This window comes from Subtercola endophyticus, from assembly GCF_021044565.1.
GTDB classification, from domain to species: Bacteria; Actinomycetota; Actinomycetes; order Actinomycetales; family Microbacteriaceae; genus Subtercola; species Subtercola endophyticus.
Genome location: NZ_CP087997.1, coordinates 65045 through 91059 on the forward strand (window position 1 = coordinate 65045; position 26015 = coordinate 91059).

Sequence of the window (26015 nt, forward strand, 5' to 3'; positions counted from 1 at the left end):
CACTGCGGCGGGCCTTGCGCTCATCGCCGAACCTCTGCCAGATGTAGGTAAGAATGAAGCATGAGCGTTCGCACCCCTGACCCGAACCCCGGCTGGCTGAGTGACCAGGAGCTTGACGAGATCAGGAGGCGCCTGCCGCTGCTCTACGTGGAGGCAGTGCCCGTTCGGGTCGACGGTCTCGGCCAGGTCACCGAGGTCGGCGTGCTGCTGCGGGTTTCGCCGAGCGGCTCGATGACGCGCACCATCGTGTCGGGCCGCGTGATGTACGGCGAGACGCTGCGAGACGCCCTTTTTCGGCACCTCGAGAAAGACCTCGGGCCGATGGCCTTTCCGCAGCTGCCGACCAGCCCGATTCCGTTCTCGGTGGCCGAGTACTTTCCGCTGCCCGGTGTCAGCTCCTTCACGGATGATCGGCAACACGCGGTCTCGCTGGCGTACGTCATCCCGGTCACGGGTACGTGCGACCCGCGCCAAGACGCCCTCGAGCTCACCTGGATGACGCCGCAAGAGGCCGTGAGCGACAGCATCCACGCCGAGATGGAGGGTGGTCGCGGCGCTCTTCTGCGCGCCGCCCTCGCGTCGGTGGGCCGGCTGTACTGACCCGGCGTGCCGCGTCAGCCCGGGTGCTGCGTCAGCCCGGGTGCTGCGTCAGCCCGGCGGTCCGCGTCAGCCCGGCGGTCCGCGTCAGCCCGGCGGTCCCGCGCCAACCCGGCGTGCTGCGCCAGCCCGGCGTGCCGCGCCAGCCCGGGTGCTGGCGCTTCAGGGTCGTGCGGAAGTGATTTCGTAGGAGATTTCGTGCGCGAGAGGCCTATCCAGGGTCACCGTGCCGATTTTACCTACGTTTTCGCAGGATCCGGGCCGTTCGGGGTGGCTGCCGTCAGGCGAGGGTGGCGATCGTACTGAGGTAGAGGTCGACGTACCGCTGGGCATCCACTTCGAGGGCGACCTCGGTGAGGCCGGATCTTGCCACCAGCCCGTGCATCGAGTCTTCGCCCGGAAAACGGCGGCGGTCGACGACCGTCTGGCCGCGGGTGGCGCCCGCCAGCTCGACGAAAACAGGTACGAGCTCGGTTCGCAGGGCATCCGGGTCGACCAGGGCGCACAGCGCACCGGCATCGCCGATCAGCCCCGTGTACACCGGCTCTTTGCCGGCGCCCACACCCATGCGGTGAGAAATCAGCTGGCCGGCGAGCCTCTCGGCCCGCCTCGTGCTGGATTGCAGCGATACAGCCTTCTCGAGCTCAACAGCGACCCGGTTGAACACATCGAGCCCATACATGAAGGTCGCTACCCCCGAGTCAAGCACGATGGCCGCCGCTTCGGGGTCGTGCCACACGTTGAACTCGGCGACCGCAGTCGCGTTGCCGACGCTGGCCGACCCGCCCATGAAGAGCACACGCTCGATCTTCGAGACGACCTCGGGGTAGGCCCGCAGCAGCAGCGCGAGGTTTGTCTGCGGAGCGAGCGCCACGATCGTGACCGGCTCGTCGCTGGCCAGCAGCATCTGCCGCATCATCTCGATGGCGGCAACCGGATGCCCGTCGACCTCGTACGTCGCACGAGTGGTCGGTGCGAGCTCGATGCCGCCCAGGCCGTCGGCCCCGTGCACGTGTGAGGCGTCGCGGGCCGGGTTGATGAGGGGCCGATGTGCGCCCCCGGCCACAGGAACGGGTGCAGCGCCGGCGGCGTCGAGCACGCCGAGCGTGTTCTGCACCACCTGCGGCAGCGCTGCGTTGCCCGCGACGCAACTGATGCCGAGCAGACGGATGCCCGGGTGCGCCACAGCGAACAGAATCGCCAGCGCGTCGTCGACCCCCGTGTCGACGTCGAGCAGCACGGGAATCGGGTGAGGAGAAGGAGCCATGAGACAAAAATATCCGCTGGGCGACGGTGTCGGAGCCAGATCGAAGATCTGTGCACAACACCGCCACCGAGCGGACTGTGGAAACTACTCGCCAGCGTCGTGGCCACGGGCGCCACGGGCGCCGCGAAGCGAAAGCGATGTCTCCGGACGAGAGCGACCGCCGGGGCGGCTCATCTCGTCCGAAAAAGTCACACTCGCCGAAAAGCTGCGTGCGAGGCCGGCTGCGCCTAGCCCTGCGCGCGGCGCGGGCCCTGGCGACGGGCGCGAGGAGCCGACGCGGGAGCCGATCCGCCGGTGCTCGACCACGCGACGGTCGAACCGCCGCTGCGGCCGGCGCCACCCGACGAGTGACCACCCGTCGTGCTGCCGCCCGAGTTGCCGCCACGACGGGCTCCGCCCGAGGCGCCCGCGCCGGCACCCTGTGCCGAGCGGTCGCGACGGGGCCGGTCGGAACCGTAGCCGCCGCCGGTCGGACTTGAGGTGCCCGCCGACGAACCGCCGTCACGAACAGCGCGCTTGCGCTGGGCGTTGGCACCCTGCGATCCGCCCTGCGAACGCGAGCCCGAGCCCGAGCCCGAGCCCGAGCCGCCACCGTTGCCGCCGCGCGATCCGCGACCGCCGCCGTTGCCGCCACCGTTGCCGCGCGACGCGCCGCCTCCGGTCAACGTCACAGGAGCATCCGACGGCTTCACATACGCCGCAACTTCGCCGACGAGTGCGTCGACCGAGGGAGACGACAGGCTGACACGCTCGGGCGTGACCTGGATGGCCGCCTTACGCATGAGCTGATCGAGGTCTTTGCGCTGAGCGGGCAGGATGATCGTGACCACATCACCCGCGCTGCCGGCCCGCGCGGTGCGGCCTGAGCGGTGCAGGTACGCCTTGTGCTCGGCCGGCGGATCGACGTGGATGACGAGCTCGATGTCGTCGACGTGCACACCACGAGCCGCAACGTCGGTCGCGACGAGAACGCTCACGTCGCCGGCGCTGAAGGCGGCGAGGTTGCGGTCACGGGCGACCTGCGAGAGGTTGCCGTGCAGGTCGACGGCCGGGATGCCCGCGTCGATGAGCTGGCGAGCGAGCTTCTTGGCGTGGTGCTTGGTGCGCATGAACAGAATGCGGCGGCCGGTGCCCGAAGCGAGCTTCTTCACGAGGGCGGTCTTGGCCTCGGCGTCGTTGACCTCGAACACGTGGTGGGTCATCGCTGCGACGGGGGAGTTGGCCTCGTCGACCGAGTGCAGAACCTCGTTGTGCAAGAAGCGCTTGACGATCTTGTCGACGCCGTTGTCCAGCGTCGCCGAGAACAGCAGACGCTGCCCGTTCTCAGGGGTCTTCGCGAGAATGCGGGTCACGACGGGCAAGAAGCCCAGGTCGGCCATGTGATCGGCTTCGTCGAGAACAGTGATCTCCACCGCATCCAGCGACACGAAGCCCTGCTTCATGAGGTCTTCGAGACGGCCGGGGCAGGCCACGACGATGTCGACGCCGGCCTTGAGCGCGGCGACCTGGCGCTGCTGCGAGACGCCACCGAAGATGGTGGTCGACTTGAGGCCGTATGCGTCGGCGAGCGGCTGCAGCACGGCAGAGATCTGGGTGGCGAGCTCACGCGTCGGCGCGAGAATGAGGCCGAGCGGGCGGCCCGGGCGGCGCTTGCCGCCGGCGAGGGCTCCGCCGAGGCGGGCGACCATCGGCAGCGAGAAGGCCAGGGTCTTTCCCGAGCCCGTCTTGCCGCGGCCGAGCACGTCGCGCCCGGCGAGAGTGTCGGGCAGGGTGTCGACCTGGATCGGGAACGGCGAGTCGATGCCCGACGCGCTGAGCTTCGCGACGAGCGGCGCGGGAACACCGAGTGCGGCGAAGGTAGTGGTGGTTTCGAGTGTTGAATCGAGAGTCATGGAGGTTTCGGTGCCTTTCGGGGCATCGGTTCCACTCGAGAAAGACGCGCACGTGCTACAGCGGGGTGGCACGCGCTGCTGGCAGCACATGCCGGCGCACACGTGACCGTTCAGGCCCGGTGCGAACTGCGTCGGCGCAATCTCATTCCGTAGGCCTGCTGTGCGGCGGTGACGCTGCCGGGGCAGATACGGATTCCGGTGGAAATCTGGCGAAGGTGGCGGTGGCCACATCCGTTCGCCGTGAGAAAGTTTCGTGCTCGGCCGTTCTGATTCGGCTCGCACGATGTGCGTTCTACGACGCAGGGAGCGCGCGTTTGCGCTCGCAAGTACCCCAAGCCTATCACGGTGCGCCGCCGGGCGACCGAACACCCGGGTGCCCGTCAGCTTGCGGTGAGGTCGTAGACGGTCTGGGCGCCGACGGTGGTGGCGGTGTAGGTGGACTCGACCCAGGATTGGATGGCGCTCGCGGTGCTTGTGCTCCCGCCGGCGGCCCCGCCTGCGCCACCGCCCGCGCCGCCCTGACCGCTGACGATGTAGTAGCCGATGTCGCCGGCCGCGACATAGGCCTGAAACTCAGCCAACGTCGGGGTGGGGTCGTCGCTCCAGCCGCCGATCGCCATGACGGCGGCTCCCGAGCTGAGCTCGAGTGTCGCTGCCGACTGCGACCCGTCGACCGCCGCCGCCCACCGCGCCGGAGAGGCTGCGAGTAATGCGTCGAGGTCGGCACTCGAGGTCGTGCCCGCGGTGCCGGTTCCGGCGTCATCGGTGGTTCCGGATGCACTGCCGCCGCCACTCGTCGCGTCGCCCTGAGCCGTTCCGGTCGTGGCGGAGCCGCCGGTCGTGCCCGAGCCCGCGGTGGTGCCGGAGTCTGTGGTCGTGCCCGAGCCATCGGGAGGCGTGCCGCCCTGGCCGCCACTGCCATTCGGTGGAGTGCCGCCGTCGGCACCCGTCGTGCCGGTCGTGCCGGTCAATCCGCTGCCCGCAGCTCCTCCACCCTGTCCGCCTCCAGCGCCGTTACCGCCAGCTCCTCCGCCGCCGCCCGACGCACTGGCCGACCCGACCGTCGGGATCGATCCGCTGTGCGCTACCGACGCCGTCGCGACCGCATACGCGGCCGTGCCGTCAAGCCCGAACAGCGCTCCGCCGATGACGGCGACGGCCGTCAGGCGCCGCGCCCATGCGCCGACCCCGACCCGACCCGCCTCGGCTCCGCGGCGACCCGCCGTAGCCGACGCTCGCGGGGTGAGCGCGGTGCCCACCACGTACCCGGCGGCAGAGAGCACCGACCCGACCACGAGCATCCACCGCAGCCACGGCAGCCACGTGGCGTTCTCGCCCAGAAGCACAAACGCCCACACCCCGGCCGCGATCATCAGCGAAGCCAGCCCGAGCCGGCCGAGCCACGTGTGCCGTTCGCGCCAGAGCGCGACCGCTCCGAGCGCCACGAGCCCGCCGATGGCCGGCGCGAGGGCGACCGTGTAATACGGGTGGATCGTGCCGCTCATAGAGCTGAACACCAGCCCCGTCACGACGAGCCAGCCGCCCCAGAGCAGAAGGCCCGAGCGCAGCGGATTCGTGCGCCCGCCCCGCCGCGTCACGATGAGCCCGAGCACCAGCGCGATGATCGCCGCCGGCAGCAGCCAGGAGATCTCGAGCCCCATCTCGCTGCTGAACAGGCGCTGCAGTCCGGTTGCGCCGCCGAAACTCGATCCTGAGGCGCCGGTGCCGCCGCCCGCGCCACCTCCTCCGTTGCCCGAGCCCCCGAAGATGCGACCCAATCCGTTGTAGCCGAACACGAGGTCGAGCACGGTGTTGTTGGTGGATCCGCCGATGTACGGGCGAGCATCCACCGGCCACAGTGCCACCGCGAGCACCCACCACCCCGCTGTGACCACCAGAGCGCCCGCGGCGACGAGCAGATGCACGAAGCGCTTCCAGAGCGCGGTCGGCGCGGCGACGAGATAAACGAGGCCGAAGGCGGGCAGCACCAAGAGTCCCTGCAGCATCTTGGTCAAGAATGCGAATCCGAGGGCGACGCCGGCCAGGGCGAGCCATTTGTAGCTGGCGCGCGGCAGAGCGCGAACCACGAAATACGCGGCAGCCGTCATGAGCAACGTGAGCAGAGCATCCGGGTTGTCGAAGCGGAACATCAGCGCCGCCGCCGGAGTGAACGCGAGAATCGTGCCCGCCAGCAGGCCGCCGATGACGCTGGACTTCGGGCCGGCCGCCACCAGACTGCGTCGCACGGCACCGTACAGCAGGGCGACGGATGCCACGCCCATCAGCGCTTGCGGAACCAACAGGCTCCACGCCGAGAACCCGAAAAGCCGCGCCGACAGCCCCATCACCCAGAGCGAGGCGGGCGGCTTGTCGACGGTAATGAAGTTCGACGCATCGAGCGAGCCGAAGAACAGCGCTTTCCAGCTCTCGGAGCCGGCCTGCACTGCCGCCGCGTAGAACGTGTTCGCGAACCCGCTTGCGCCGAGATTCCAGAGGTAGAGCGCCGCGGTGACGACAAGTAGAGCGATCAGGCCGGGCCGCGCCCACACGGGGGAGGTGCGGTCGCCGACCAGCAGGCGCCGTGCGGCGCGGCCGCGACGTGAGGGCGGGTTCGCTGCGGTGCCTGAATTGAGCACGGGGGTCGTGGCCATGGGGCGCCTTTCGTCGAAGAGCCTTCAGTCTCTGCGTGTGCACTATGCGCGCACTTGGCACCTGCTCTGCGGTTTCTATGAATCGATCGAGGGGCGCCGAGCACGGTGGGGCGGGCCGCGCGGGGGTGTGGGCTCGGCCGGAGCGGAGCGGAGCGGGGTTGGGCTCGGCCGGAGCGGAGCGGAGCGGCTTGGGCTCGGCCGGGGCGGGGCGGGCTTGCCCCGAACACCCTCCGACCGTCAGGCTGAGCGGATGAACGAAGCCGACGTCAAAGCCACCCTCCTCACTTACCTGCAGAGCGGCCGCGATGCTCTGCTCTGGAAGCTCGAGGGCGTGTCAGAGTACGACGCCCGGCGGCCACTGGTGCCGACCGGAACCAACCTCCTCGGCCTCGTCAAACACGTCGCGGGCACCGAGGCCGGGTATCTCGGCGACGTGTTCGGCCGGCCGTTCGACGGAGCTTTGCCATGGATGTCCGACGACGCCGACGACAACGCCGACATGTGGGCCACCGTCGACGAGTCTCGCGACTCGGTCGTCGACCTGTACCGGCGCGTCTGGGCGCACTCCGACGCTACGGTTGCCGAACTGCCGCTCGATGCCGCGGGCACCGTGCCGTGGTGGCCGGAAGAGCGGCGTACTGTCACCCTTCAGCGCATCGTTGTGCACATGATCGCCGAGACGCACCGGCACGCGGGCCACGCCGACCTGGTGCGTGAACTCGTCGATGGTGCCGTCGGCCTGCGCGCAGGCAACGAGAACGTTCCACTCGGCGACGCCGCGTACTGGCGGCAGCACTACGACCGCGTAGAGAAAGCTGCCCGCGCCGTCGGCGGCGCCTGAGCTCCCGCTGCTCGCCCGCCGCCCCCTGCCTCGACGCCGCCCGCGGCTCGGCCGCCGCCCGCTGCCTCGACGCCGCCCGCTGCCTCGACGCCGCCCGCTGCCTCGACGCCGCCCGCTGCTCGCCGCCGCCCGCTGCTCGCCGCCGCCCGCTGCTCGCCGCCGCCCGCTGCTCGCCGCCGCCCGCTGCTCGCCGCCGCCCGCTGCTCGCCGCCGCCCGCTGCTCGCCGCCGCCCGCTGCCTCGACGCCGCCCGCTGCTCGCCGCCGCCCGCTCCTCGACGCGCCATAGTTTGGCTCATCCGCGGTAGTTCGAACCACCGCCGATGCGCCAAACCGCAGCGCGCACCCCGCCCGGCGCTAGCGACCCTGCGCCCTCGCGGCCCGGCGCCTTTCCTGCGACCGCGACACCTGCGGACGAGGGCGACCGGCGCGCCTCTCGCTCTCGTCCGCGACGGTCGCGGTCGCGCGGCCGGGCCAGCCGCCCGCGCCTCAGTGGTACAGCTCACCCACCGGAATCTCGGCCGCGACTCGATTGCCGAGCGGAGCCAGCGGGCACGCCCAGGCCGGGTCGTACGCGCACGACGGGTTGTAGGCGAAGTTGAAGTCGAGCACGAGGCTGCCCGGCTCCTGCCCCTCACCGAGATGCGCCCCCTTGATCGTGTCGAGCAGGTAGCGCCCGCCCCCGTAGGTGCGAGCACCGGATGCCCGGCCCCCGGCGCTCGCCAGGGCATCCCGAACCGGAACGAACAACCCGCCACCATACGATTGCAGCCGCCAGACGTCAAGCGACCCCACCCTCGGCACCCGCGCCCGCCCCACCAACTCGAACGGAACAACCCCGTCGGTACCCGTCTCGAAGTCGAACCGCGCGGGTTCGTCGGGAGCCTCCAGCACCACCTCGAACCGCCAGGCCTCGTCGTACTCGGCCACGGGCAGCCCCGCGAACCCGGCCCGGTCTTCGGGCAGCAGAGGCGTCTGCGGATGCGCCGCGAACAACTCGTCGCGCGCTTCGCGCCAATACCCGTGCGCTTCACGCGGGTCGTGGATGCTCATCCGCCGCACCCCGGAGTACATCCCGAACACCCGCTGTCGCCAGTCGGCCACCTCGATGGCCGTGCGGGCCGCCCCCTCGGCCATCACTCGGCCGCCAAGTCGGGCTCGGCGCGCCGCGCCGCCCGCGCCGCCGTCGCTTTCGCGTCTCCGCTGAACTCCGGATCGAACGCCCACGTCGGCGCCAGCTGCTGCAGCCGAACCCCGCGCAGCTGCCAGAACGCCCAGAGGCTCGCCCACAGCGCGGGTGTCAGCGCCCCCGCCTTCACGATCAGCCGGTCGCGGTACAGCGTCTTGCCTGTTCCTGCGGGGTCGGCCGCCACCGCCATCCGGTGATCCCATGTGGTCGCCACCTTCAGAGCCCCGCTGACCCCGCGCCCCTTGTCGTGCACGATGCGCACCCCCGCGTGCTGCGTTCGCGAGCGGTCGATGTCCACGATCTGGATGCCCAGCGGCACCAGCCCGAGAGCCTCGATCTCGACGCGATTCTCGCCTTCGGGCCAGACCGTCTGAAACCCGCCCGGCTCGCGCGAAGAAACCTTCAGCAGCGGGGCCGACACCTCCCGGAACACCGTCGGACTCTGCAGCGCGCGCCACGCTGCCTCGGGCTCACAGTCGAGAACGAACTTCAGCAGTACCTTCATGCTCCCATCCTCCCCGCTCGCGCGCCGTTTGTCGTCGCCTTGACGCCGCTCGCCTGTCGCTTTGCGAATTACTAAGGAAATGCTCGATGTCGAACCGATATATGGTTCGACATCGAGCATTTCCTTAGTAATCACGCGCGTCGACTGCGCCCGGCGCCCGAATACGATGAGTGGATGACCGAAATACCCCCGCCCGACGCCCAAACCCACTACCAGGTGCGGTTCGGCCGGGGCATCGACGGGTTGCGTAGTGTCGGCGGCCATGCCGACGTCGTCATCTGGGTCGACGCACTGCCGGAGCAGGGCACCGCGACCGGGCGCGCTACCGCTTCTGCGGGCAGGCAGCGAGCGGCGAGACGCGCCGAAGACGCGCACGCGCACGGCTGGCCGGAGTTCGTGGGGGCCCCGATCATCCACGCGGACCTCACGAATCGCAGCGACGCGGCGAGATGGATGCTCGAACAACAGGTCGAGGCCGGTGAACGTGTATCGGTTGCGGTTGTGGCCGCGAGCGACGGAGTTGAAGACACCCTCGCCGCGGGTGCCGTGATCGATGCCCTTGCGGCGCTCGGAATCGACTTCAGCTCGCCCGAAGCCGCGGTGGTCTGCGCCTCGTTCACCGGGCTGGAACGTGCCGTCGCGCATCTCTTCTCCGCCTCGATCGCGGGCCGAGCGCTGATCGCCGACGGGTACGCCGACGTTGTGTCGGGCGCAAGCGGTATCGATTCCGCCAGCGCGGTGGTTGCATAGAGAGTCGGCCGTTCGCCGCCGGCACTCGATCTCACTGGAGGACACCATGAAGGCTGTAGTGAATGGCACCGTCATCGCAGAGGCGCCGAAAGAAGACCTGATCGCCATTGAAGGCAACTGGTACTTTCCGCCCGAGAGCGTCAACAAGGACTACCTCGTCGCGAGCGCGACGCCCTACACCTGCCCGTGGAAGGGCGAATGCCAGTACTTCAGTGTGAAAGACGGCGACGCTACGCTGAAGGATCGCGCGTGGAGCTACCCGACGCCTTACCCGTCGGCCTTCGACCGGGTCGGCAAAGACTTCAGCAACTACGTCGCCTTCTGGAAAGAAGTGAACGTCACCGACTGATCGCTCGGGTCGCGCCGCGATAGGTCGGGCGGCAGCGGATCGGGCCACGGCGAGCCGCTCAGCCGGCGCCCGAAACCTCGTCTCACCGTGCGCCCGACCGTCGCGCAACCGCGCGCTGCCGCCACTCGATGACGAAGCGCGGGTCGAATCGGCGTGAGCACACGCCGCACGCCGACGGCCTCGTGGGTTTGCGGTAGCGGTAGTGCTGATGGCCGTTCGGGCAGACGCCGACCCAGGGAGCGAGTTCGCTCGCTGTCTCGCCGTGATGCAGGCGCCCGCCCTCATAACCGAGGTCGGCAGCGATCGTGCGCCATTTCGGCCCGTGGCCGGCCTTCACGCCGGCGATGGCGTGGGCGACCTCGTGCAGCAGAATCTGGTGGATCTCGTCGTCTTCATAGCGGGAGGCCAGGTATTTCGACACCGAGATGTGCTTCGTGGTGTGGTTGCAGAGCCCGGCCCGGGTCTTGGCATTGTCGAAGCCGAACGACCACACCGCAGGGTCGAGGTAGAGCGCGATGAGGGCGTTCGCCCAGCCGCGAACACGGAGTAGATCAGCCACCTTCGAAGCCTATTTCACAGGGCCGACAGCGGGCCGGAGTTATCCACAGGCGCGTCGTGAGCCCCGGGCATCCGGTCGCCGTGCGTCGCCCCGAACATGACGCCGCGCCGCCGCAGGGCACGCGCCTACGCGCCTGCGTACGCCTCGACCACGCCGATCGCGATCATCGAGCTCTCGAGCTGGTCGATGGATGCACCGCTCTTCTCCCACAAGAACACCGCCCCTTTAAAATCGGCCAGGGCTTCTTTGTACTCGTGCAGATCGAAGTGCACCTTGCCTCGGTTGTGCAGCGCGGTCGCCTCGAGCGATCCCCACTCGTGACCGCGCGCCTCTTCTACACAGATCGTGAGATCGGTGAGCGCTGGCTGCAGCTTTCCCTGGTATTGCTGCACCTGGGCACGACGGATGCGCGCGGCCAGCCCCGTCTCGCGGTCGCCGGAGAAGCGAGCCTGACGCAGGGCTTCGTTCGCGATATCGAAGGCCTCGTCGGCTCGGCCCAGCAGCCGAAGCAACTCGACCTTCTCGTTCAGGGCCGAGAGGCTGCGCAGAGTGCCGAGGTCGGCGAGCCGCTGCTCTGCGGCCTCGACATCGATGGTCTCGCGCAGCGTCTTCGGATCGTAGCCGGTGATGATGCTCAGGGGAACCGCTCCAGAACTCGAACTGACCGCAACCCTGAACAGGGTGTGCGAGGTGGTGCAGTAAGTTTACGTCTCGCGAGACTGAAGGCCCACGAGGCACGCCCGCGAATCGCGGCAGTATCAGCGGTCGGCTCCCGGCTTCACCTGAAAGATGCTGCGGGCCGGCGGCGGTGACGGTACGGCGGTCTGGTCGGTGACCACTGGGGCGTCTGCGATGAACTCGGCGAGCTCCGCCCCCGCGACCACCTTCGCCGGTACCGGATCGCTCGCCACCAACCGCGGCAGCCGGTCGAACGGCAGTAAATCGTCAGAAGCGAACATCACCACGTTGCCGAACCTCCTCGACTTCAGAACCTGCGGGTCGACCACAAGCGCCACATTCCCGAACACCGCAGAGAGCGTCGCAGCCTGGCGCCGGGCGAAAGCGAGCCCCGCTCCGTCGGCGACATTGGCCGCGAGGATGCCCGTGGGTTTCAGCAGCGCGGCGAGCTGCGTGTAGAACTCCATACTGGTCACGTGCGCCGGGGTCCGCGCGCCCGAGAACACGTCGACCACGACCACATCCACCGTGCCCTTCAACCCCAGCGGCAGCTTGGCGAGCACCGCGCGGGCGTCGCCGTGCCGAATGCGCACCTGGGCATCCTTCGGCAGCGGAAGGTGCTCGCGCACGAAGTCCACGAGGTCGGTCTCGAGTTCGACGACCTGCTGCCGGGAGCCGGGACGGGTCGCGGCGATGTACCGGGGCAGCGTGAATGCTCCACCGCCCAGATGCACGGCCGTGATCGGCTCGCGTTCGGGCGCTACGAGATCGATGCCGTGGCCGATGCGGCGCACGTATTCGAAAGACAGGTATTCGGGGCTCTCGAGTGACACATGCGATTGCGGCGTGCCGTCGACCACGAGGGTGAACGCTCCCGGCTGGTGCCGGTCGGCCTCGATGACGGCCCGGTACCCGTTGCTGAGCGTGACCGATGGATGCTCAGCGGCACCCTTTCGGTCGGCTGCGCTGCGGGCGTTTCCTGCGCCGTCTCGCCGCCGCCCCTTACTCTCGTTCACCCTCCGACCCTACCTCCGCGCTGATTTTCCACATCGGCGGGGCGGGAATGGCGGGAGAGCGGCGGGCGTTATACCGGAAGACGCAAAAATGGTCAAGAACAGACTAGACACAGGGGCAAAGAACGCATATAGTTGTTCTTTGCGCTCCCAGTACTCCTATGCCTTCATATTGCGGTTGGCTCGCGCTGCAGATTCTTCTTCGTCAGAAGTCTCCGCAGCATCACTCTAGAACGTCTCCGACATATTCCGGTCATTGACTTCTATTCGAGGGTCTGGCGAGTTCTCGACCAAATATAAACCCAGTACTGAGACCCGACGGGGTCCACGGAGGTTATTTCCTTGGCTGCTGCGAGCAACGCAACCACCACCACACCCAAGAACGGTCGCGGAGCATCGCGACTCTCGTTCGCCAAAATTACTGACAACCTGACGGTTCCCGATCTGCTTGCATTGCAGACCGAGAGCTTCCACTGGCTGGTCGGCGACGACGCGTGGAAGGCGCGTGTGGCCGAAGCCAAGCAGCAGGGTCGTCAAGACCTTCCTGAGCACTCCGGCCTCGATGAGATCTTCGAAGAGATCTCTCCGATCGAAGACCTCGGCGAGACCATGCAGCTCAGCTTCACGAGCCCGTTCCTCGAGCCCGAGAAGTACACCATCGACGAGTGTAAAGAGCGTGGCAAGACCTACGCTGCTCCGCTGTACGTCGAGGCCGAGTTCATGAACCACCTCACCGGTGAGATCAAGACCCAGACCGTGTTCATGGGCGACTTCCCGCTGATGACCGAAAAGGGCACGTTCATCATCAACGGCACCGAGCGTGTCGTCGTGTCGCAGCTCGTGCGTAGCCCCGGTGTGTACTTCGACCGCCAGCTCGAGAAGACTTCCGACAAAGACATCTACTCCGCGCGCATCATTCCGAGCCGCGGCGCCTGGCTCGAGTTCGAGATCGACAAGCGCGACCAGGTCGGCGTTCGCATCGACCGCAAGCGCAAGCAGAGCGTCACCGTCTTTCTCAAGGCCCTCGGCCTGACCAGCGAAGAGATCCTCGAGCAGTTCAAGGGCTACTCGTCGATCGAGGCCACTTTGGAGAAGGATTCGATCCTCACCAAAGAAGAGGCGCTCAAAGACATCTACCGCAAGCTCCGCCCGGGCGAGCAGGTCGCCGCTGAAGCCGCACGCGCGCTTCTCGACAACTTCTACTTCAACCCGAAGCGTTACGACCTCGCCAAGGTGGGTCGTTACAAGATCAACCGCAAGCTGGGCATCGAGAGCGAGCTGTCGAACTCCGTTCTGACGAACGAAGACATCATCGCCACCATCAAGTACCTGGTCGCTCTGCACGAGAACCAGACCACGCTGCCCGGTCGCCGTAACGGCAAGGCCGTCGACATCCGTCTCGACATCGACGACATCGACCACTTCGGCAACCGTCGCATCCGTGCCGTCGGCGAGCTCATTCAGAACCAGGTTCGTACGGGTCTCTCCCGTATGGAGCGCGTGGTTCGCGAGCGGATGACCACGCAAGACATCGAGGCCATCACCCCGCAGACCCTGATCAACGTGCGCCCCGTCGTCGCCGCGATCAAGGAGTTCTTCGGTACCTCGCAGCTGAGTCAGTTCATGGACCAGAACAACCCCCTCGCGGGTCTGACGCACAAGCGTCGACTTTCCGCGCTGGGCCCGGGTGGTCTGAGCCGTGAGCGTGCCGGTGTCGAGGTTCGAGACGTGCACCCCAGCCACTACGGCCGTATGTGCCCCATCGAGACTCCGGAGGGCCCGAACATCGGTCTGATCGGCTCGCTGGCGTCGTTCGCCCGCATCAACTCGTTCGGTTTCATCGAGACCCCGTACCGTCGCATCGTCGACGGCGTGGTCACCGAGATCATCGACTACCTGACCGCGAGCGAAGAAGACGAGTTCGTCGTCGCTCAGGCCAACGCGCCTCTGACGAAAGACAACCGCTTCGCCGAGCCCCGCGTGCTTGCACGTCAGAAGGGCAACGAGGTCGACCTGTTCCCGATCGAGCAGATCGGCTACATGGATGTCTCGCCGCGCCAGATGGTGTCGGTTGCTACGTCGCTCATTCCGTTCCTCGAGCACGACGACGCCAACCGCGCCCTCATGGGTGCGAACATGCAGCGCCAGGCTGTGCCGTTGCTCATGAGCGACAGCCCGCTGGTCGGCACCGGTATGGAGGGCTTCGCGGCCGTCGACGCCGGTGACGTGGTGACTGCACTCAAGGCCGGCGTAGTCCAGGAAGTCTCTGCAGACTTCGTGACCGTCGCGCTCGACGAGGGTGGCACGCAGGATTACTACCTGCGCAAGTTCGACCGCTCGAACCAGGGCACGAGCTACAACCACCGTGTCATCGTGAACGAGGGCGACCGCGTCGAGGTCGGAGAGGTCATCGCCGATGGCCCCGCCACCGAGAACGGCGAGCTCGCGCTCGGCAAGAACCTGCTCGTGGCGTTCATGCCGTGGGAGGGTCACAACTTCGAAGACGCCATCATCTTGAGCCAGAACCTGGTGAAAGACGACGTGCTGTCGAGCATCCACATCGAAGAATACGAAGTGGATGCCCGTGACACCAAGCTCGGCAAAGAGGAGATCACCCGTGACCTCCCCAACGTCAGCCCCGAGCTGCTCGCCGACCTCGACGAGCGCGGCATCATTCGCATCGGAGCCGAGGTTCGCCCCGGCGACATTCTCGTCGGAAAGGTCACGCCCAAGGGCGAGACCGAGCTGAGCGCCGAAGAGCGACTGCTGCGCGCCATCTTCAACGAGAAGAGCCGCGAGGTTCGTGACACGAGCCTCAAGGTTCCTCACGGTGAGCGCGGAACCATCATCGCCGTCAAGGAGTTCTCTGCCGAGAACGACGACGAACTGGGTTCGGGCGTCAACCAGCGCGTAGTCGTGTACATCGCCCAGAAGCGCAAGATCACCGAGGGTGACAAGCTCGCCGGCCGTCACGGCAACAAGGGTGTCATCGCGAAGATCCTTCCGGTCGAAGACATGCCGTTCCTTGCAGACGGTACTCCCGTCGACGTGGTGCTCAACCCGCTCGGTATTCCGGGCCGAATGAACTTCGGCCAGGTGCTCGAGATCCACTTGGGCTGGATCGCCAAGCAGGGCTGGCAGGTCGAGGGCAAGGGCAACAAGTGGGCCGGGCGACTGCCCGCAGAGGCTCACCAGGCCGCCCCGAACACCAAGGTGGCGACGCCGGTGTTCGACGGTGCGCTCGAAGAAGAGATCGGCGGGCTGCTCGATTCGACGCTGCCCACCCGTGACGGCGACCGCCTGGTCGACGGCACCGGTAAAGCCACGCTCTTCGACGGTCGCTCGGGTGAGCCGTTCCCGCGCCCCATCTCGGTGGGCTACATGTACATCTTGAAGCTGCACCACTTGGTCGACGACAAGATCCACGCACGCTCGACGGGCCCGTACTCGATGATCACGCAGCAGCCGCTGGGTGGTAAGGCGCAGTTCGGTGGCCAGCGCTTCGGTGAGATGGAAGTGTGGGCGCTCGAAGCCTACGGTGCCGCTTACGCGCTGCAGGAGCTTCTGACCATCAAGTCCGACGACATTCTCGGCCGCGTGAAGGTCTACGAGGCGATCGTCAAGGGTGAGAACATCCAGGAGCCCGGCATTCCCGAGAGCTTCAAGGTGCTCATCAAAGAGATGCAGTCGCTCTGCCTCAACGTCGAAGTTCTTTCGGCCGACGGCACCGCGGTCAGCCTGCGCGACACCGATGACGAGGTCTTCCGTGCCGCTGAAGAGCTGGGTATCAACATCTCCACGCGCTTCGAGAACTCGTCGATCGACGACATTTGATCGGATGCCCGGCCAGTTGACTCTGGCCGGGCGCCCCACAACGACAGAACTGTAACTTCCTAATTTCAGGAGAATATAAATTGCTCGACGTTACAACTTTTGACGAACTGCGAATCGGTCTGGCTACGGCCGACGACATTCGCAAGTGGTCACACGGTGAGGTCAAGAAGCCCGAAACGATCAACTACCGCACGCTCAAGCCCGAGAAAGACGGTCTCTTCGGAGAACAGATCTTCGGCCCGAGCCGTGACTGGGAGTGCTCGTGCGGCAAGTACAAGCGAGTGCGCTTCAAAGGCATCGTCTGTGAGCGCTGTGGTGTAGAGGTCACGAAGTCGTCGGTGCGCCGTGAGCGCATGGGCCACATCGAACTCGCCGCCCCGGTCACTCACATCTGGTACTTCAAGGGTGTTCCGAGCCGTCTGGGCTACCTGCTCGACATGGCTCCGAAAGACCTCGAGAAGGTCATCTACTTCGCTGCCTACATGATCATCTCGGTCGATGTGGATGCTCGTCACGAAGACCTTCCCGGCCTCGAGAACGAACTGCGTCTCGAGATCAAGGCCCTCAGCGACCAGCGTGACTCACGCATCGCAGACCGTCTCACCAAGCTCGAAGCCGACCTGGCTGCCCTCGAGGCAGAAGGCGCCAAGAGCGACCAGAAGCGTCGCACCAAAGACGGCGCCGAGAAGGAGATGGGGCAGGTTCGCAAGTCGTTCGACGAGCAGATCGCCCAGCTCGAGCGCGTGTGGGAAGACTTCCGCAGCCTCAAGGTCGGTGAGCTCAAGCCCGAAGACAGCGTCTTCCACGAGCTTCAGGATCGCTACGGACAGTACTTCGAGGCCTACATGGGCGCCGAGGCCATCAAGAAGCGCCTCGAGGCCTTCGACCTCGCTGCCGAGTCCGAGCTTCTGCACCTGCAGATCTCAGAGGGCAAGGGCCAGAAGAAGATCCGCGCCATCAAGCGGCTGCGCGTCGTCAACTCGTTCCTGATCACCGGCAACTCGCCGGCCGCGATGGTGCTCGACGTGGTCCCCGTGATCCCGCCGGAACTTCGCCCGATGGTGCAGCTCGACGGTGGCCGCTTCGCGACCTCCGACCTCAACGACCTGTACCGCCGCGTGATCAACCGCAACAACCGCCTTCGTCGTCTGCTCGACCTCGGTGCTCCCGAGATCATCGTGAACAACGAGAAGCGCATGCTGCAAGAGGCCGTGGATGCTCTGTTCGACAACGGTCGTCGTGGCCGCCCCGTCACGGGTACCGGCAACCGCGCCCTGAAGTCCCTGAGCGACATGCTCAAGGGCAAGCAGGGTCGGTTCCGCCAGAACCTGCTCGGCAAGCGCGTCGACTACTCGGGTCGTTCGGTCATCATCGTTGGCCCGCAGCTCAAGCTGCACCAGTGCGGTCTGCCCAAGCAGATGGCTCTGGAGCTGTTCAAGCCGTTCGTCATCAAGCGCCTCATCGATCTGAGCCACGCTCAGAACATCAAGGCCGCGAAGCGTATGGTCGAGCGCAGCCGTCCCCAGGTGTGGGATGTTCTCGAAGAGATCATTCGCGAGCGCCCGGTGATGCTCAACCGCGCACCGACGCTGCACCGTCTGGGCATCCAGGCGTTCGAGCCTCAGCTCGTCGAGGGTAAGGCCATCCAGCTGCACCCGCTCGTCTGCACCGCGTTCAACGCGGACTTCGACGGCGACCAGATGGCCGTTCACCTTCCGCTCTCGGTCGAGGCTCAGGCCGAGGCGCGCATCTTGATGCTCGCCTCGAACAACATCCTGAAGCCGTCGGATGGCCGCCCCGTGACCCTGCCTACTCAGGACATGATCATCGGTCTGCACCACCTCACGACGCTGAAGGAGGGTGAGGTCGGTGAAGGCCGCGCCTTCTCGAGCATCGCCGAGGCCATCCTGGCCATGGATCAGCACACGCTCGACCTGAACGCCAAGGTACGCATCCGCTTGGAGAACATCACGTTCGCCGAGGGTGAAGCGCCCGAGGGTGCCGTTCTCGACGAGAACAACCGCGCCGAAGGTGTGACCCTGGTCAACACCACGCTCGGTCGCGCGCTGTTCAACGAGACGCTGCCCGAGGACTACCCCTACGTGGAGGCCGTGGCCGACAAGGGCCAGATCTCGGCGATCGTCAACGACCTCGCCGAGCGCTACCCGAAGGTCGAAGTCGCTGCCGCGCTCGACCGCATCAAAGACGCCGGTTTCCACTGGGCTACCCGCTCCGGTGTGACCGTTGCTCTCTCTGACATCTTGACCCCGCCGAACAAGCGGGAGATCGTTGCTCAGTACGAGAAGCTCGCGGCCAAGGTGCAGTCGCAGTACGAGAAGGGTCTGACCACCGACGCCGAGCGTCGTCAGGAACTGATTCAGATCTGGACCAAGGCGACCGAAGATGTCGCCGAGGCGATGCAGGCGAACTTCCCTGCCGACAACACGATCAACCGCATGGTGACATCGGGTGCTCGTGGTAACTGGCTGCAGGTTCGTAACATCGCCGGTATGCGAGGGCTGGTGAACAACCCGAAGGGTGAGATCATCCCGCGCCCGATCATCTCGTCGTACCGTGAAGGTCTGTCGGTGGCCGAGTACTTCATCGCCACCCACGGTGCTCGTAAGGGTCTGGCCGACACGGCTCTGCGTACCGCAGACTCGGGTTACCTGACGCGTCGACTCGTCGACGTCTCGCAGGATGTCATCATTCGTGAAGACGACTGTGGCACGACCAAGGGTCTCGACCTGCCCATCGCTGCGCTCGACGCATCCGGTGTGCTCGTCAAAGACTCGAACGTCGAGAACTCGGTGTTCGCCCGGAGCCTCGCTGCAGACGCAGTGGATGCCTCGGGTACCGTCATCGCCGAAGCCGGCGAAGACATCGGTGACGTGCTGATCGACAAGCTGGTCGAGGCCGGTGTCGAGAACATCAAGGTGCGCTCGGTTCTGACCTGTGAGTCGGCCGTCGGTGTGTGTGCTGCCTGCTACGGCCGCTCGCTCGCCACCGGACTGCTCGTGGACATCGGAGAGGCCGTCGGCATCATCGCCGCACAGTCGATCGGTGAGCCCGGCACCCAGCTGACCATGCGTACCTTCCACACGGGTGGTTCTGCATCGGCTGACGACATCACGCAGGGTCTGCCCCGCGTTCAGGAGCTCTTCGAAGCGCGTACCCCCAAGGGTGCGTCGCCCATCGCTGAAGCTGCTGGCCGCATCACCATCGAAGACACCGACCGCAGCCGCAAGCTGATTCTCACGCCCGACAACGGCGACGAGCCCATCGCTTACCCGGTGCTCAAGCGTGCCAGCCTTCTCATCGAAGACGGCGACCACGTCGAGCTCGGTACGCAGCTGCATGTCGGCGCGATCGACCCGAAAGAGGTTCTGCGAGTGCGTGGCGTTCGCGCCGTGCAGGAGCACCTCGTCGGCGGTGTGCAGGGCGTCTACCGTTCGCAGGGTGTTCCGATCCACGACAAGCACATCGAGGTCATCGTTCGTCAGATGCTCCGCAAGGTGACTGTCGTCGACCACGGTGACACCGACCTGCTGCCCGGTGAGCTCGTCGACCGCCAGCGTTACAACATTCTCAACCGCGAGGCACTGACCGAGGGTCGCAAGACCGCTTCGGCCCGTCAAGAAGTCATGGGTATCACCAAGGCTTCGCTCGCGACCGAGTCGTGGCTGAGTGCCGCGTCGTTCCAGGAGACCACGCGTGTTCTCACGCAGGCCGCCATGGAGGGCAAGAGCGACCCGCTGGTCGGCCTGAAGGAGAACGTCATCATCGGTAAGCTCATCCCGGCCGGAACGGGCTTGCAGAAGTACCGTAACGTCACCGTCGAAGCGACCGAAGAGGCCAAGGCCGAGCGCTACCCGAACCGCATCTTCACCGATGACGCCGTGTTCAGCGAAGCCGACCTCTCGTTCGTCGACTTCGACAGCTTCTCGAGCGACGACTACACCCCGGGCACCTACAACTAAGCTCCGCTTGGTTCGAAGGTGACCCTCGAAAAGGGCTCCTCTGCTTCGGCAGAGGGGCCCCTTTTGTTGCGCGCGCGTGTCTCGTCGGTTTGTCTGCGCGCGTGTGTCTAGATTGTTATTTCCGTCGGGTAGAGCGTCACCGTCGTCCGCGGCCCGAGCCGGCCGAAAGCGGCTTCTTCGATCGGCCCCAGACGGCGACGGGTGCGCGCCTTGCCGAGCGCGACGACGGCCCCGGTGGCCGGTTCCTTGCCGCTCAACAGGGCTACGTCGAGCCCGGCAACGACCATGGCGTCGGCAACGGTGTGCACAAACTCATCGGTCAAGTGGCAAGGAAGCAGCACCGCGAGGTTTCCCGTCGTGCCGAGGAGAGGGCTGCAATCGGCAAAAAGATGCGCCAGTCGGGGAGTGTGGTAATCGTTGTGAACGGCGTCGGCCCGCGGAGCCGCATCGAGCATGAGCGGGCTGGCCTGTAGATCGATGACCACATAGTCATACCAGGCCCATTGTGCGACCGTATCGAGGGCAGAGCTGAGGTTGCCCCGTATCACGGTGAGTTGAGCATCCTGAGGCAGCGGGTACTGTGCCAATACGACCTCAGTCACCTCGGCGCGGTCGTCAATGGCAACCTGAATCGAATCCGGCCTCGTCGCGGCGATATGCCGCGCGAGTGTCAGGGCGCCAGCCCCGGCGTGCAAGACAGTAACCGGGTCGCCGACCGGTCGGCTTGCATCCAGGAGCGTCGCCAGCCGTCGCAACGAAGCTGACTTCATCCTGGACGGGTAGCGCGTAAAGAGGTGTGCGACGGGCAGATCGTCGACTATCAGCGTCATACCGGCGTCAGGGTTGCGCTCGGAGGATTCCGGAAAGTACTCATCATCGCCGTCATCGGGCCGGAACAGCACGCGAGGCGTCCCGCAATTTGGTTCCACAATAGGCACCGCACAAGTCTAGAACTGACTCGCTCTCAGTAATATGCAGCTTATCCGCTCGCTCGGCGAGCGGCGAGAGCGATGCTTGCGGACGAGAAGAGCCGCCGCGGCGGTCGCTCTCGACCGGAATGGTCGCACTCGGCCGCGGTCGAGCTGCGCGAGAGTGGATGCGGCGGCCGCCCTCCCGGCCGCCGCGCCCCATCCCGTCGAGACGCAGCTCGGGCGCTCTCATTTCGCGGGTAATCCCGCGTCGACGGGCAGCTATTTGGCCAGGAACCCCGCATCCACGGGCAGTGTGACACCGGTGACGTACCGCGCCTCGTCGCTGACGAGCCAGGCGATGGCGTTGCTGATGTCGATGGGCTGAACGAGCTCCACCGGCAGCAGGTTCTGCAGGGCTGCACCCATCTCCGGGTTCGCGTTCAAGAACGCCTGCATGGCGTCGTTGACGACCATCGGAGTGTTCACCCCGGTCGGGTGAACCGTGTTCACCCGGATGCTCTGCGGTGCCAGCCAGTTGGCGAACGTGCGCATGAGGCCCACGACGCCGTGCTTCGCGGCCGCATAACCCGACGTTGCTCCGGTGCCATCGCCGCCCGCACCGGAGAGGCCCTGCGTCGAGCTGGTCAGCACGATCGCGCCGCCCTGGCCCTTCTCGATCATCGACGGCACAGCGGCGATCACGGTGTTGTAGACGCCGAACAGATTCACCTCCACCACATCGCGAAAGGCCTGAGCGTCGACGGTCTTCGTGCCTTGCGGGGCGATGCCGGCGTTCGCCAGAATGATGTCGATCGGGCCGAGTTCTGCGACGCCCTTCTCGGCGGCGGCCACCAGAGCGTCAAGGTCACGCGTGTCGCCCTGAACGGCCACGATGCGGCGGTCGAGAGCTTCGATGCTCGAGACGGTCTCGGCCAGATCATCCGGCGTCGACATCGGATAGGGCACGCTATCGATCTGCCCGCACAGATCGACGGCGATGATGTCGGCGCCTTCTTGCGCAAGCCGGATCGCATGGCTGCGACCCTGTCCACGTGCCGCACCGGTGATGAAGGCGACTTTGCCCTCGAGTTTTCCCATTGTCTTGTTGTCCTTATCGCTCACGGAGCAGACCGACATCGGGGCGAGCGGTCATTGCTCCTATTCGGCACTCGGTGCCGAATACAGGCAGGCTAGTCCCGCGACCTGCGATGCACAAGAGCGAGCAGAAGGCGTGATGGGGAGGCAGAATGAGGGGAGGTGCGGTTCGGCGCAGCTCGTCAGACGGGCTCCGGATGCTCGATCTGCTGCAGAGCATCCAGTACCTGAACCGCCACCAGCCGGCCCGCCCTATTGGCGCCGATCGTCGACGCCTGAGGTCCGTATCCGGCGAGAAAGACGCGGCCGTTGCGCCCGGCGCGACCCTGCTCGACCCGAATGCCACCGGCCTGTTCGCGTAGCTTCAGCGGGGCGAGGTGCGCCAGATCGGCGCGAAAGCCGGTCGCCCAGATGATGGCGTCGGCCGGCTCGAACGATCCGTCGGCGAACCGCACGCCGCCGTGCTCGATCGAGGTGAACATCGGGTGCGCGACGAGTAAGCCGCGCTCGACTCCGGCGAGGTTCTTCGGGGTGGCCGGCAGACCGGTGCCGCTGATGATGCTCGGCAACACGCGCCCCGCTTTGGCGGCCTCGTCTTGCTGCGCCACTGCGGCGAGGCGCGACTCGAGGCCGACGGCGGCCTGAGCGTCGGCCGGCGGCACGGCGAGAACGGATGAACTGCCAGAGCCCGCACCGTCGGCGAACGTCGAGGCGCGAGCCTGCGCCCCCGGCTCGCCGAACTCGACGGGTCGGCGCGTGACCCAGAAGGTGGATGCGGCGACCCCTTCGAGCTCGAGCAGAAACCCGACGGCAGACGTGCCGCCGCCCACCACGATGACGCGCTTGCCCGCGAAATCGTGCGCCGAGCGGTATTCGGGAGTACTGATCTGCAGGCCGCGGAACGTCTCGCCGCCTTTGTAGAACGGCCGAAAGGGCGTCGCCCAGGTGCCGCTCGCGTTGACCACGACCTCGGCGCTGATGATCTCGATGCCGGTGCCGGTGCCGGTGCGAGTGCCTGTGCCTGTGCTGCCGCGCGTCGCGCTGACCAGGAGGTCGCCCCCGGGCATCCGTTCTCGTACCGCCGTCACGTCGACGGGCCGAAAAACCTGCAGCCCGAAGTGCTGCTCGTAGAGTTCGTAATACTCGGCCACCACGTCACGGGCGGCCCGGGTCTGGTCCGCGGTCTCGAAACTCAGACCGAGGTCGTGCAGGCCGGGCAGATCGCTCACGCGATGAGCGGTGCCGAGACGCAGCGATTCCCAGCGGAACTGCCAGGCTCCGCCCGTGGTCGGCCCACGATCGACGATGACAAGATCGCTGCCGGGCGTGAGTCCGCGGCGCTGCAGATGATAGGCGACCGATAGCCCGGCTTGGCCGGCGCCGACGATCACGACGCGGGCCGAGTGCGGGAGGGTGGTGGCTTCGTCAGGCGCCGACTCGGGCATCCGTCACCACCGTCGCGTCGCCGATGAACTCCGTCAGATGCTCGGGAGGCACCGTGCCGCTCGGGTGCGGGCCTTCGGCCGCGAGCCGGGGGAGCAGGCTCAGCATGCCGGGATTCCGCGAGCCGACGAGCACGGCGTTGCCCTCGGCGCGGCCCTCGACGAGGTCTTTGGAGCTGAGCACGACGACGTGCTCGAGCACCGCCGCAAGGGTCGCGGTCTGCGCCCGCACCAGCGCGAGGTCAGCGTCGTCGGCGACATTCACCACGAGCAGCCCGTCGGAGTCGAGCAGGGCAGCCAGTTCGGCGAAGTACTCGACAGTGGTCAGGTGAGGGGGAGTGGATGATCCCGAGTACACATCGACCACGATGAGGTCGAACGGGCCGAACGTGGCGGCCCAGGTGAGCCCGCGCCTGGCGTCGTCGGTGCGCACGGTGAACTCGGCGCCGGCCGGCAACGGGAGGTTGTCGGTGACGAAGTCGAGCAGATTGCCCTCGGATTCGAGCACGAACTGGTGCGACTCGGGCCGAGTGAGCGCGATGTAGCGCGGCAGGGTGAGGGCACCCGCGCCGAGGTGCAGAACCGCGATCGGTTCACCGGCGGGCGCGAACAGGTCGACGACATTCGCGATGCGCTGCACGTAGTCGAACAGCAGGTGCACCTGATGCTCGACGAACACGTGCGACTGCGGTTCGCCGCCGATGTAGAGCGTGAACCCGTCGTCGGAGTACTGGTCGGGCCTGATCTGCGCCACCAGACCGCTCGGGCCCAGAACGCAGGTCGGGAACGTGGTCACGCGGTCGATCCTACTGGCGGGCACTGGGCCGGCGCCGTGTGCGGTGGCGCAGGCGCCGAGAACGGCGCGCCGAGGGCATACCGGCCACGCGCGACGCGGGCGCGAGCATCCGTCAATTACCCGGGGATTCGGCCCCGGCGTTGTTAGAGTGTGCCTGCGGCGGACTCTCGTCGCAGCAGTGCGGCCGACGTGGTCGGTCGCCGTAGGTCGGGCCCGAAGCGTGGCCCGTGAAGGAGCAGCATCATGAGCGACGAGCGCACCACCGGCGACCCGAACGCGCCTCAGTACGATCCCGCGCCGACGAGCGAGACCGTCGCCGAGCATGAGGGTGCCGAGCAGGAGAGTGCTGCGCAGGGGAGTGCTGCGCAGCAGGGTTCCGAGCAGCAGAGTGCCGAGCAGCAGGCTGCCGCCGGCCCGGCGGTCGACTTCGGTGCGCCGGCCGAGCAGGCGGTGGATGCTCCGGCCGTTGTCGACCCGCAAACCGCAGTCGCTCCGAGCGAACTGGCTCCGGTCGACACGGCGGCTCCCGGTGAGGGCGCGGCCGTCGACGCCGAAACAGCGGCGCCCGCAGCCGAACTGCCGCCGGCCGCTCCGATCGCCGAGCCGCTCACGCCGGCATCTGCCGTGTATGACGTGCCCGAGACGCCCCAGCCCACGCCGACGTGGGCGGCTCCCGCCGCCGAGGCAGCTGCCGTCGCGCCGACGGTCGCAGAACCGGCTTCTGCTCCTATCGTGGCCGCCATCACTCCGGCCGAACTCGGCGCGCCCGCGAGCGAAGCTGTCGCATACCCAGCGGCGGCATTCCAGACGCCGACACCGTACACCGAGCCCGCCGCCCCCGCCGGCGATGCGGCTCCTGGCGTCGTGGCCGGAGCGGTGCTTGCGGCCCCTGGCGCCGCGGCCGTCGCCGCACCCGCGGCCTACCCGCCGGGCACCTACCCGCCTGCCGGGTACCAGCAGGCGCCCGGCGCCCCGGGCTACCAGGGTTATGGTGCGCCCGCGGCGGTCGTCGTGCCGGTGCTCACGCCGCCGAAGAAGCGCGGCAACCGAGGCATCGGAATACTCATCTCGCTCGTCGGAACGGTGATCTACGCGGTGTTGTTCGCGGTCGTCGCCGCGGTCATTCTGGCGTTCAACGTGCCTGCCTCCCGCCTGGGCGGGGTCGTCGGCGATTTCGTCTCCAGCCCCGCATATTACGTACCTGTCATCTTCTTTGCCATCGCTCTGATTCTGGTCGTGCTGATCGTGAATCGGGCCGGCTGGTGGGCGTACGTGCTCGGTGGCTTTCTGGTGGCCGTCGTCGTGTACGGCGCGGCCATTCTCGGGGCGCTTCTTGCGGTTCAGGCGTGGAACTTCTCTTCTGCAGACCTGACCACGTTCATCCGGAGCCTCGTGATGGACCCGCTGACGCTCGCCGCAGCGATCGTGGCACGCGAGGTACCGATTTGGATCGGTGCCTGGATCGCCTCGCGCGGCCGCAAGCTCAAGGCGAAGAACGCCGCCGATCGTGAGGAATACGAGCGTAAGCTCGCCGAGACGCCGGTGGCGACATACCCGGCAGCGCCAGCAGCACCCGCCATTTGACCGAAGGCGTTACACCGCGTAATATTCTCTGGGTGTGCGCTTTGTCGTGCTCGCGTGCCGTCAAGCATTCTTCTGAATAGTTTC

19 protein-coding genes are annotated in these 26015 nt (G+C 66.9%); 7 read left to right on the forward strand and 12 right to left on the reverse strand.

The window, feature by feature from the left end; translation table 11 throughout:
• Window positions 1-60 precede the first annotated feature (60 nt).
• Window positions 61-600 (forward strand): NUDIX hydrolase family protein, encoded by a 540-nt coding sequence (locus tag LQ955_RS00320; RefSeq protein ID WP_231026274.1) that lies wholly within the window; start codon window positions 61-63, stop codon window positions 598-600.
• A 277-nt stretch (window positions 601-877) separates the two neighbouring features.
• On the opposite strand, the gene LQ955_RS00325 is transcribed toward LQ955_RS00320, so the two are convergent.
• The 3 genes from LQ955_RS00325 to LQ955_RS00335 form a co-directional block, all read right to left on the reverse strand.
• Complete coding sequence (locus LQ955_RS00325) at window positions 878-1864, reverse strand: nucleoside hydrolase (protein ID WP_231026275.1); 987 nt, start codon at window positions 1862-1864, stop codon at window positions 878-880.
• A gap of 227 nt (window positions 1865-2091) precedes the next feature.
• Window positions 2092-3756 carry a DEAD/DEAH box helicase gene (locus LQ955_RS00330; RefSeq protein ID WP_231026276.1) on the reverse strand — a complete coding sequence of 555 codons (1665 nt, stop codon included), beginning with the start codon at window positions 3754-3756 and terminating at the stop codon, window positions 2092-2094.
• 380 nt (window positions 3757-4136) lie between these two features.
• Window positions 4137-6407, reverse strand: coding sequence for an ArnT family glycosyltransferase (locus LQ955_RS00335; protein ID WP_231026277.1), 2271 nt, complete (start codon window positions 6405-6407; stop codon window positions 4137-4139).
• A gap of 250 nt (window positions 6408-6657) precedes the next feature.
• Here LQ955_RS00335 and LQ955_RS00340 point away from each other — a divergent pair, with 250 nt between their 5' ends.
• Window positions 6658-7248 carry a DinB family protein gene (locus tag LQ955_RS00340; protein ID WP_231026278.1) on the forward strand — a complete coding sequence of 197 codons (591 nt, stop codon included), beginning with the start codon at window positions 6658-6660 and terminating at the stop codon, window positions 7246-7248.
• A 487-nt stretch (window positions 7249-7735) separates the two neighbouring features.
• On the opposite strand, the gene LQ955_RS00345 is transcribed toward LQ955_RS00340, so the two are convergent.
• Window positions 7736-8383, reverse strand: a complete 648-nt coding sequence (locus LQ955_RS00345; protein WP_231026279.1) for a DUF1684 domain-containing protein — start codon at window positions 8381-8383, stop codon at window positions 7736-7738.
• Window positions 8383-8940 carry a hypothetical protein gene (locus LQ955_RS00350; protein ID WP_231026280.1) on the reverse strand — a complete coding sequence of 186 codons (558 nt, stop codon included), beginning with the start codon at window positions 8938-8940 and terminating at the stop codon, window positions 8383-8385. Before LQ955_RS00350 ends, LQ955_RS00345 begins: the two co-directional genes overlap by 1 nt.
• A 174-nt stretch (window positions 8941-9114) precedes the next feature.
• Here LQ955_RS00350 and LQ955_RS00355 point away from each other — a divergent pair, with 174 nt between their 5' ends.
• Window positions 9115-9690: a 2-phosphosulfolactate phosphatase gene (locus tag LQ955_RS00355; protein ID WP_231026281.1), complete on the forward strand. Its 576-nt coding sequence runs from the start codon at window positions 9115-9117 to the stop codon at window positions 9688-9690.
• A gap of 46 nt (window positions 9691-9736) precedes the next feature.
• Window positions 9737-10039 carry a DUF427 domain-containing protein gene (locus LQ955_RS00360; RefSeq protein WP_231026282.1) on the forward strand — a complete coding sequence of 101 codons (303 nt, stop codon included), beginning with the start codon at window positions 9737-9739 and terminating at the stop codon, window positions 10037-10039.
• Between the two features lie 82 nt (window positions 10040-10121).
• On the opposite strand, the gene LQ955_RS00365 is transcribed toward LQ955_RS00360, so the two are convergent.
• The 3 genes from LQ955_RS00365 to LQ955_RS00375 all read right to left on the reverse strand — a co-directional run bounded on the left by LQ955_RS00365 (window position 10122) and on the right by LQ955_RS00375 (window position 12175).
• On the reverse strand, window positions 10122-10598 hold the full coding sequence (locus tag LQ955_RS00365; protein WP_231026283.1) for a SprT-like domain-containing protein: 477 nt from the start codon (window positions 10596-10598) through the stop codon (window positions 10122-10124).
• 125 nt (window positions 10599-10723) lie between these two features.
• Entirely contained in the window at window positions 10724-11110 is a 387-nt protein-coding gene (locus tag LQ955_RS00370) for a hypothetical protein (RefSeq protein ID WP_231026284.1), read from the reverse strand.
• A gap of 246 nt (window positions 11111-11356) precedes the next feature.
• Entirely contained in the window at window positions 11357-12175 is an 819-nt protein-coding gene (locus tag LQ955_RS00375) for a spermidine synthase (protein WP_231028211.1), read from the reverse strand.
• A 456-nt stretch (window positions 12176-12631) separates the two neighbouring features.
• Between LQ955_RS00375 and rpoB the strand changes: the two genes are divergently transcribed.
• Window positions 12632-16123 carry a DNA-directed RNA polymerase subunit beta gene (gene rpoB, locus LQ955_RS00380; protein WP_231026285.1) on the forward strand — a complete coding sequence of 1164 codons (3492 nt, stop codon included), beginning with the start codon at window positions 12632-12634 and terminating at the stop codon, window positions 16121-16123.
• An 80-nt stretch (window positions 16124-16203) separates the two neighbouring features.
• Entirely contained in the window at window positions 16204-20103 is a 3900-nt protein-coding gene (locus tag LQ955_RS00385) for a DNA-directed RNA polymerase subunit beta' (RefSeq protein WP_231026286.1), read from the forward strand.
• Between the two features lie 107 nt (window positions 20104-20210).
• On the opposite strand, the gene LQ955_RS00390 is transcribed toward LQ955_RS00385, so the two are convergent.
• The 4 genes from LQ955_RS00390 to LQ955_RS00405 form a co-directional block, all read right to left on the reverse strand.
• Complete coding sequence (locus LQ955_RS00390) at window positions 20211-21041, reverse strand: polyamine aminopropyltransferase (RefSeq protein ID WP_231026287.1); 831 nt, start codon at window positions 21039-21041, stop codon at window positions 20211-20213.
• A gap of 252 nt (window positions 21042-21293) precedes the next feature.
• Window positions 21294-22112: a mycofactocin-coupled SDR family oxidoreductase gene (locus tag LQ955_RS00395; RefSeq protein WP_231026288.1), complete on the reverse strand. Its 819-nt coding sequence runs from the start codon at window positions 22110-22112 to the stop codon at window positions 21294-21296.
• 179 nt (window positions 22113-22291) lie between these two features.
• On the reverse strand, window positions 22292-23554 hold the full coding sequence (locus LQ955_RS00400; RefSeq protein ID WP_231026289.1) for an FAD-dependent oxidoreductase: 1263 nt from the start codon (window positions 23552-23554) through the stop codon (window positions 22292-22294).
• Complete coding sequence (locus LQ955_RS00405; protein WP_231026290.1) at window positions 23535-24347, reverse strand: spermidine synthase; 813 nt, start codon at window positions 24345-24347, stop codon at window positions 23535-23537. Before LQ955_RS00405 ends, LQ955_RS00400 begins: the two co-directional genes overlap by 20 nt.
• 243 nt (window positions 24348-24590) lie before the next feature.
• Between LQ955_RS00405 and LQ955_RS00410 the strand changes: the two genes are divergently transcribed.
• Window positions 24591-25931 carry a hypothetical protein gene (locus tag LQ955_RS00410; RefSeq protein ID WP_231026291.1) on the forward strand — a complete coding sequence of 447 codons (1341 nt, stop codon included), beginning with the start codon at window positions 24591-24593 and terminating at the stop codon, window positions 25929-25931.
• Window positions 25932-26015: the final 84 nt, after the last annotated feature.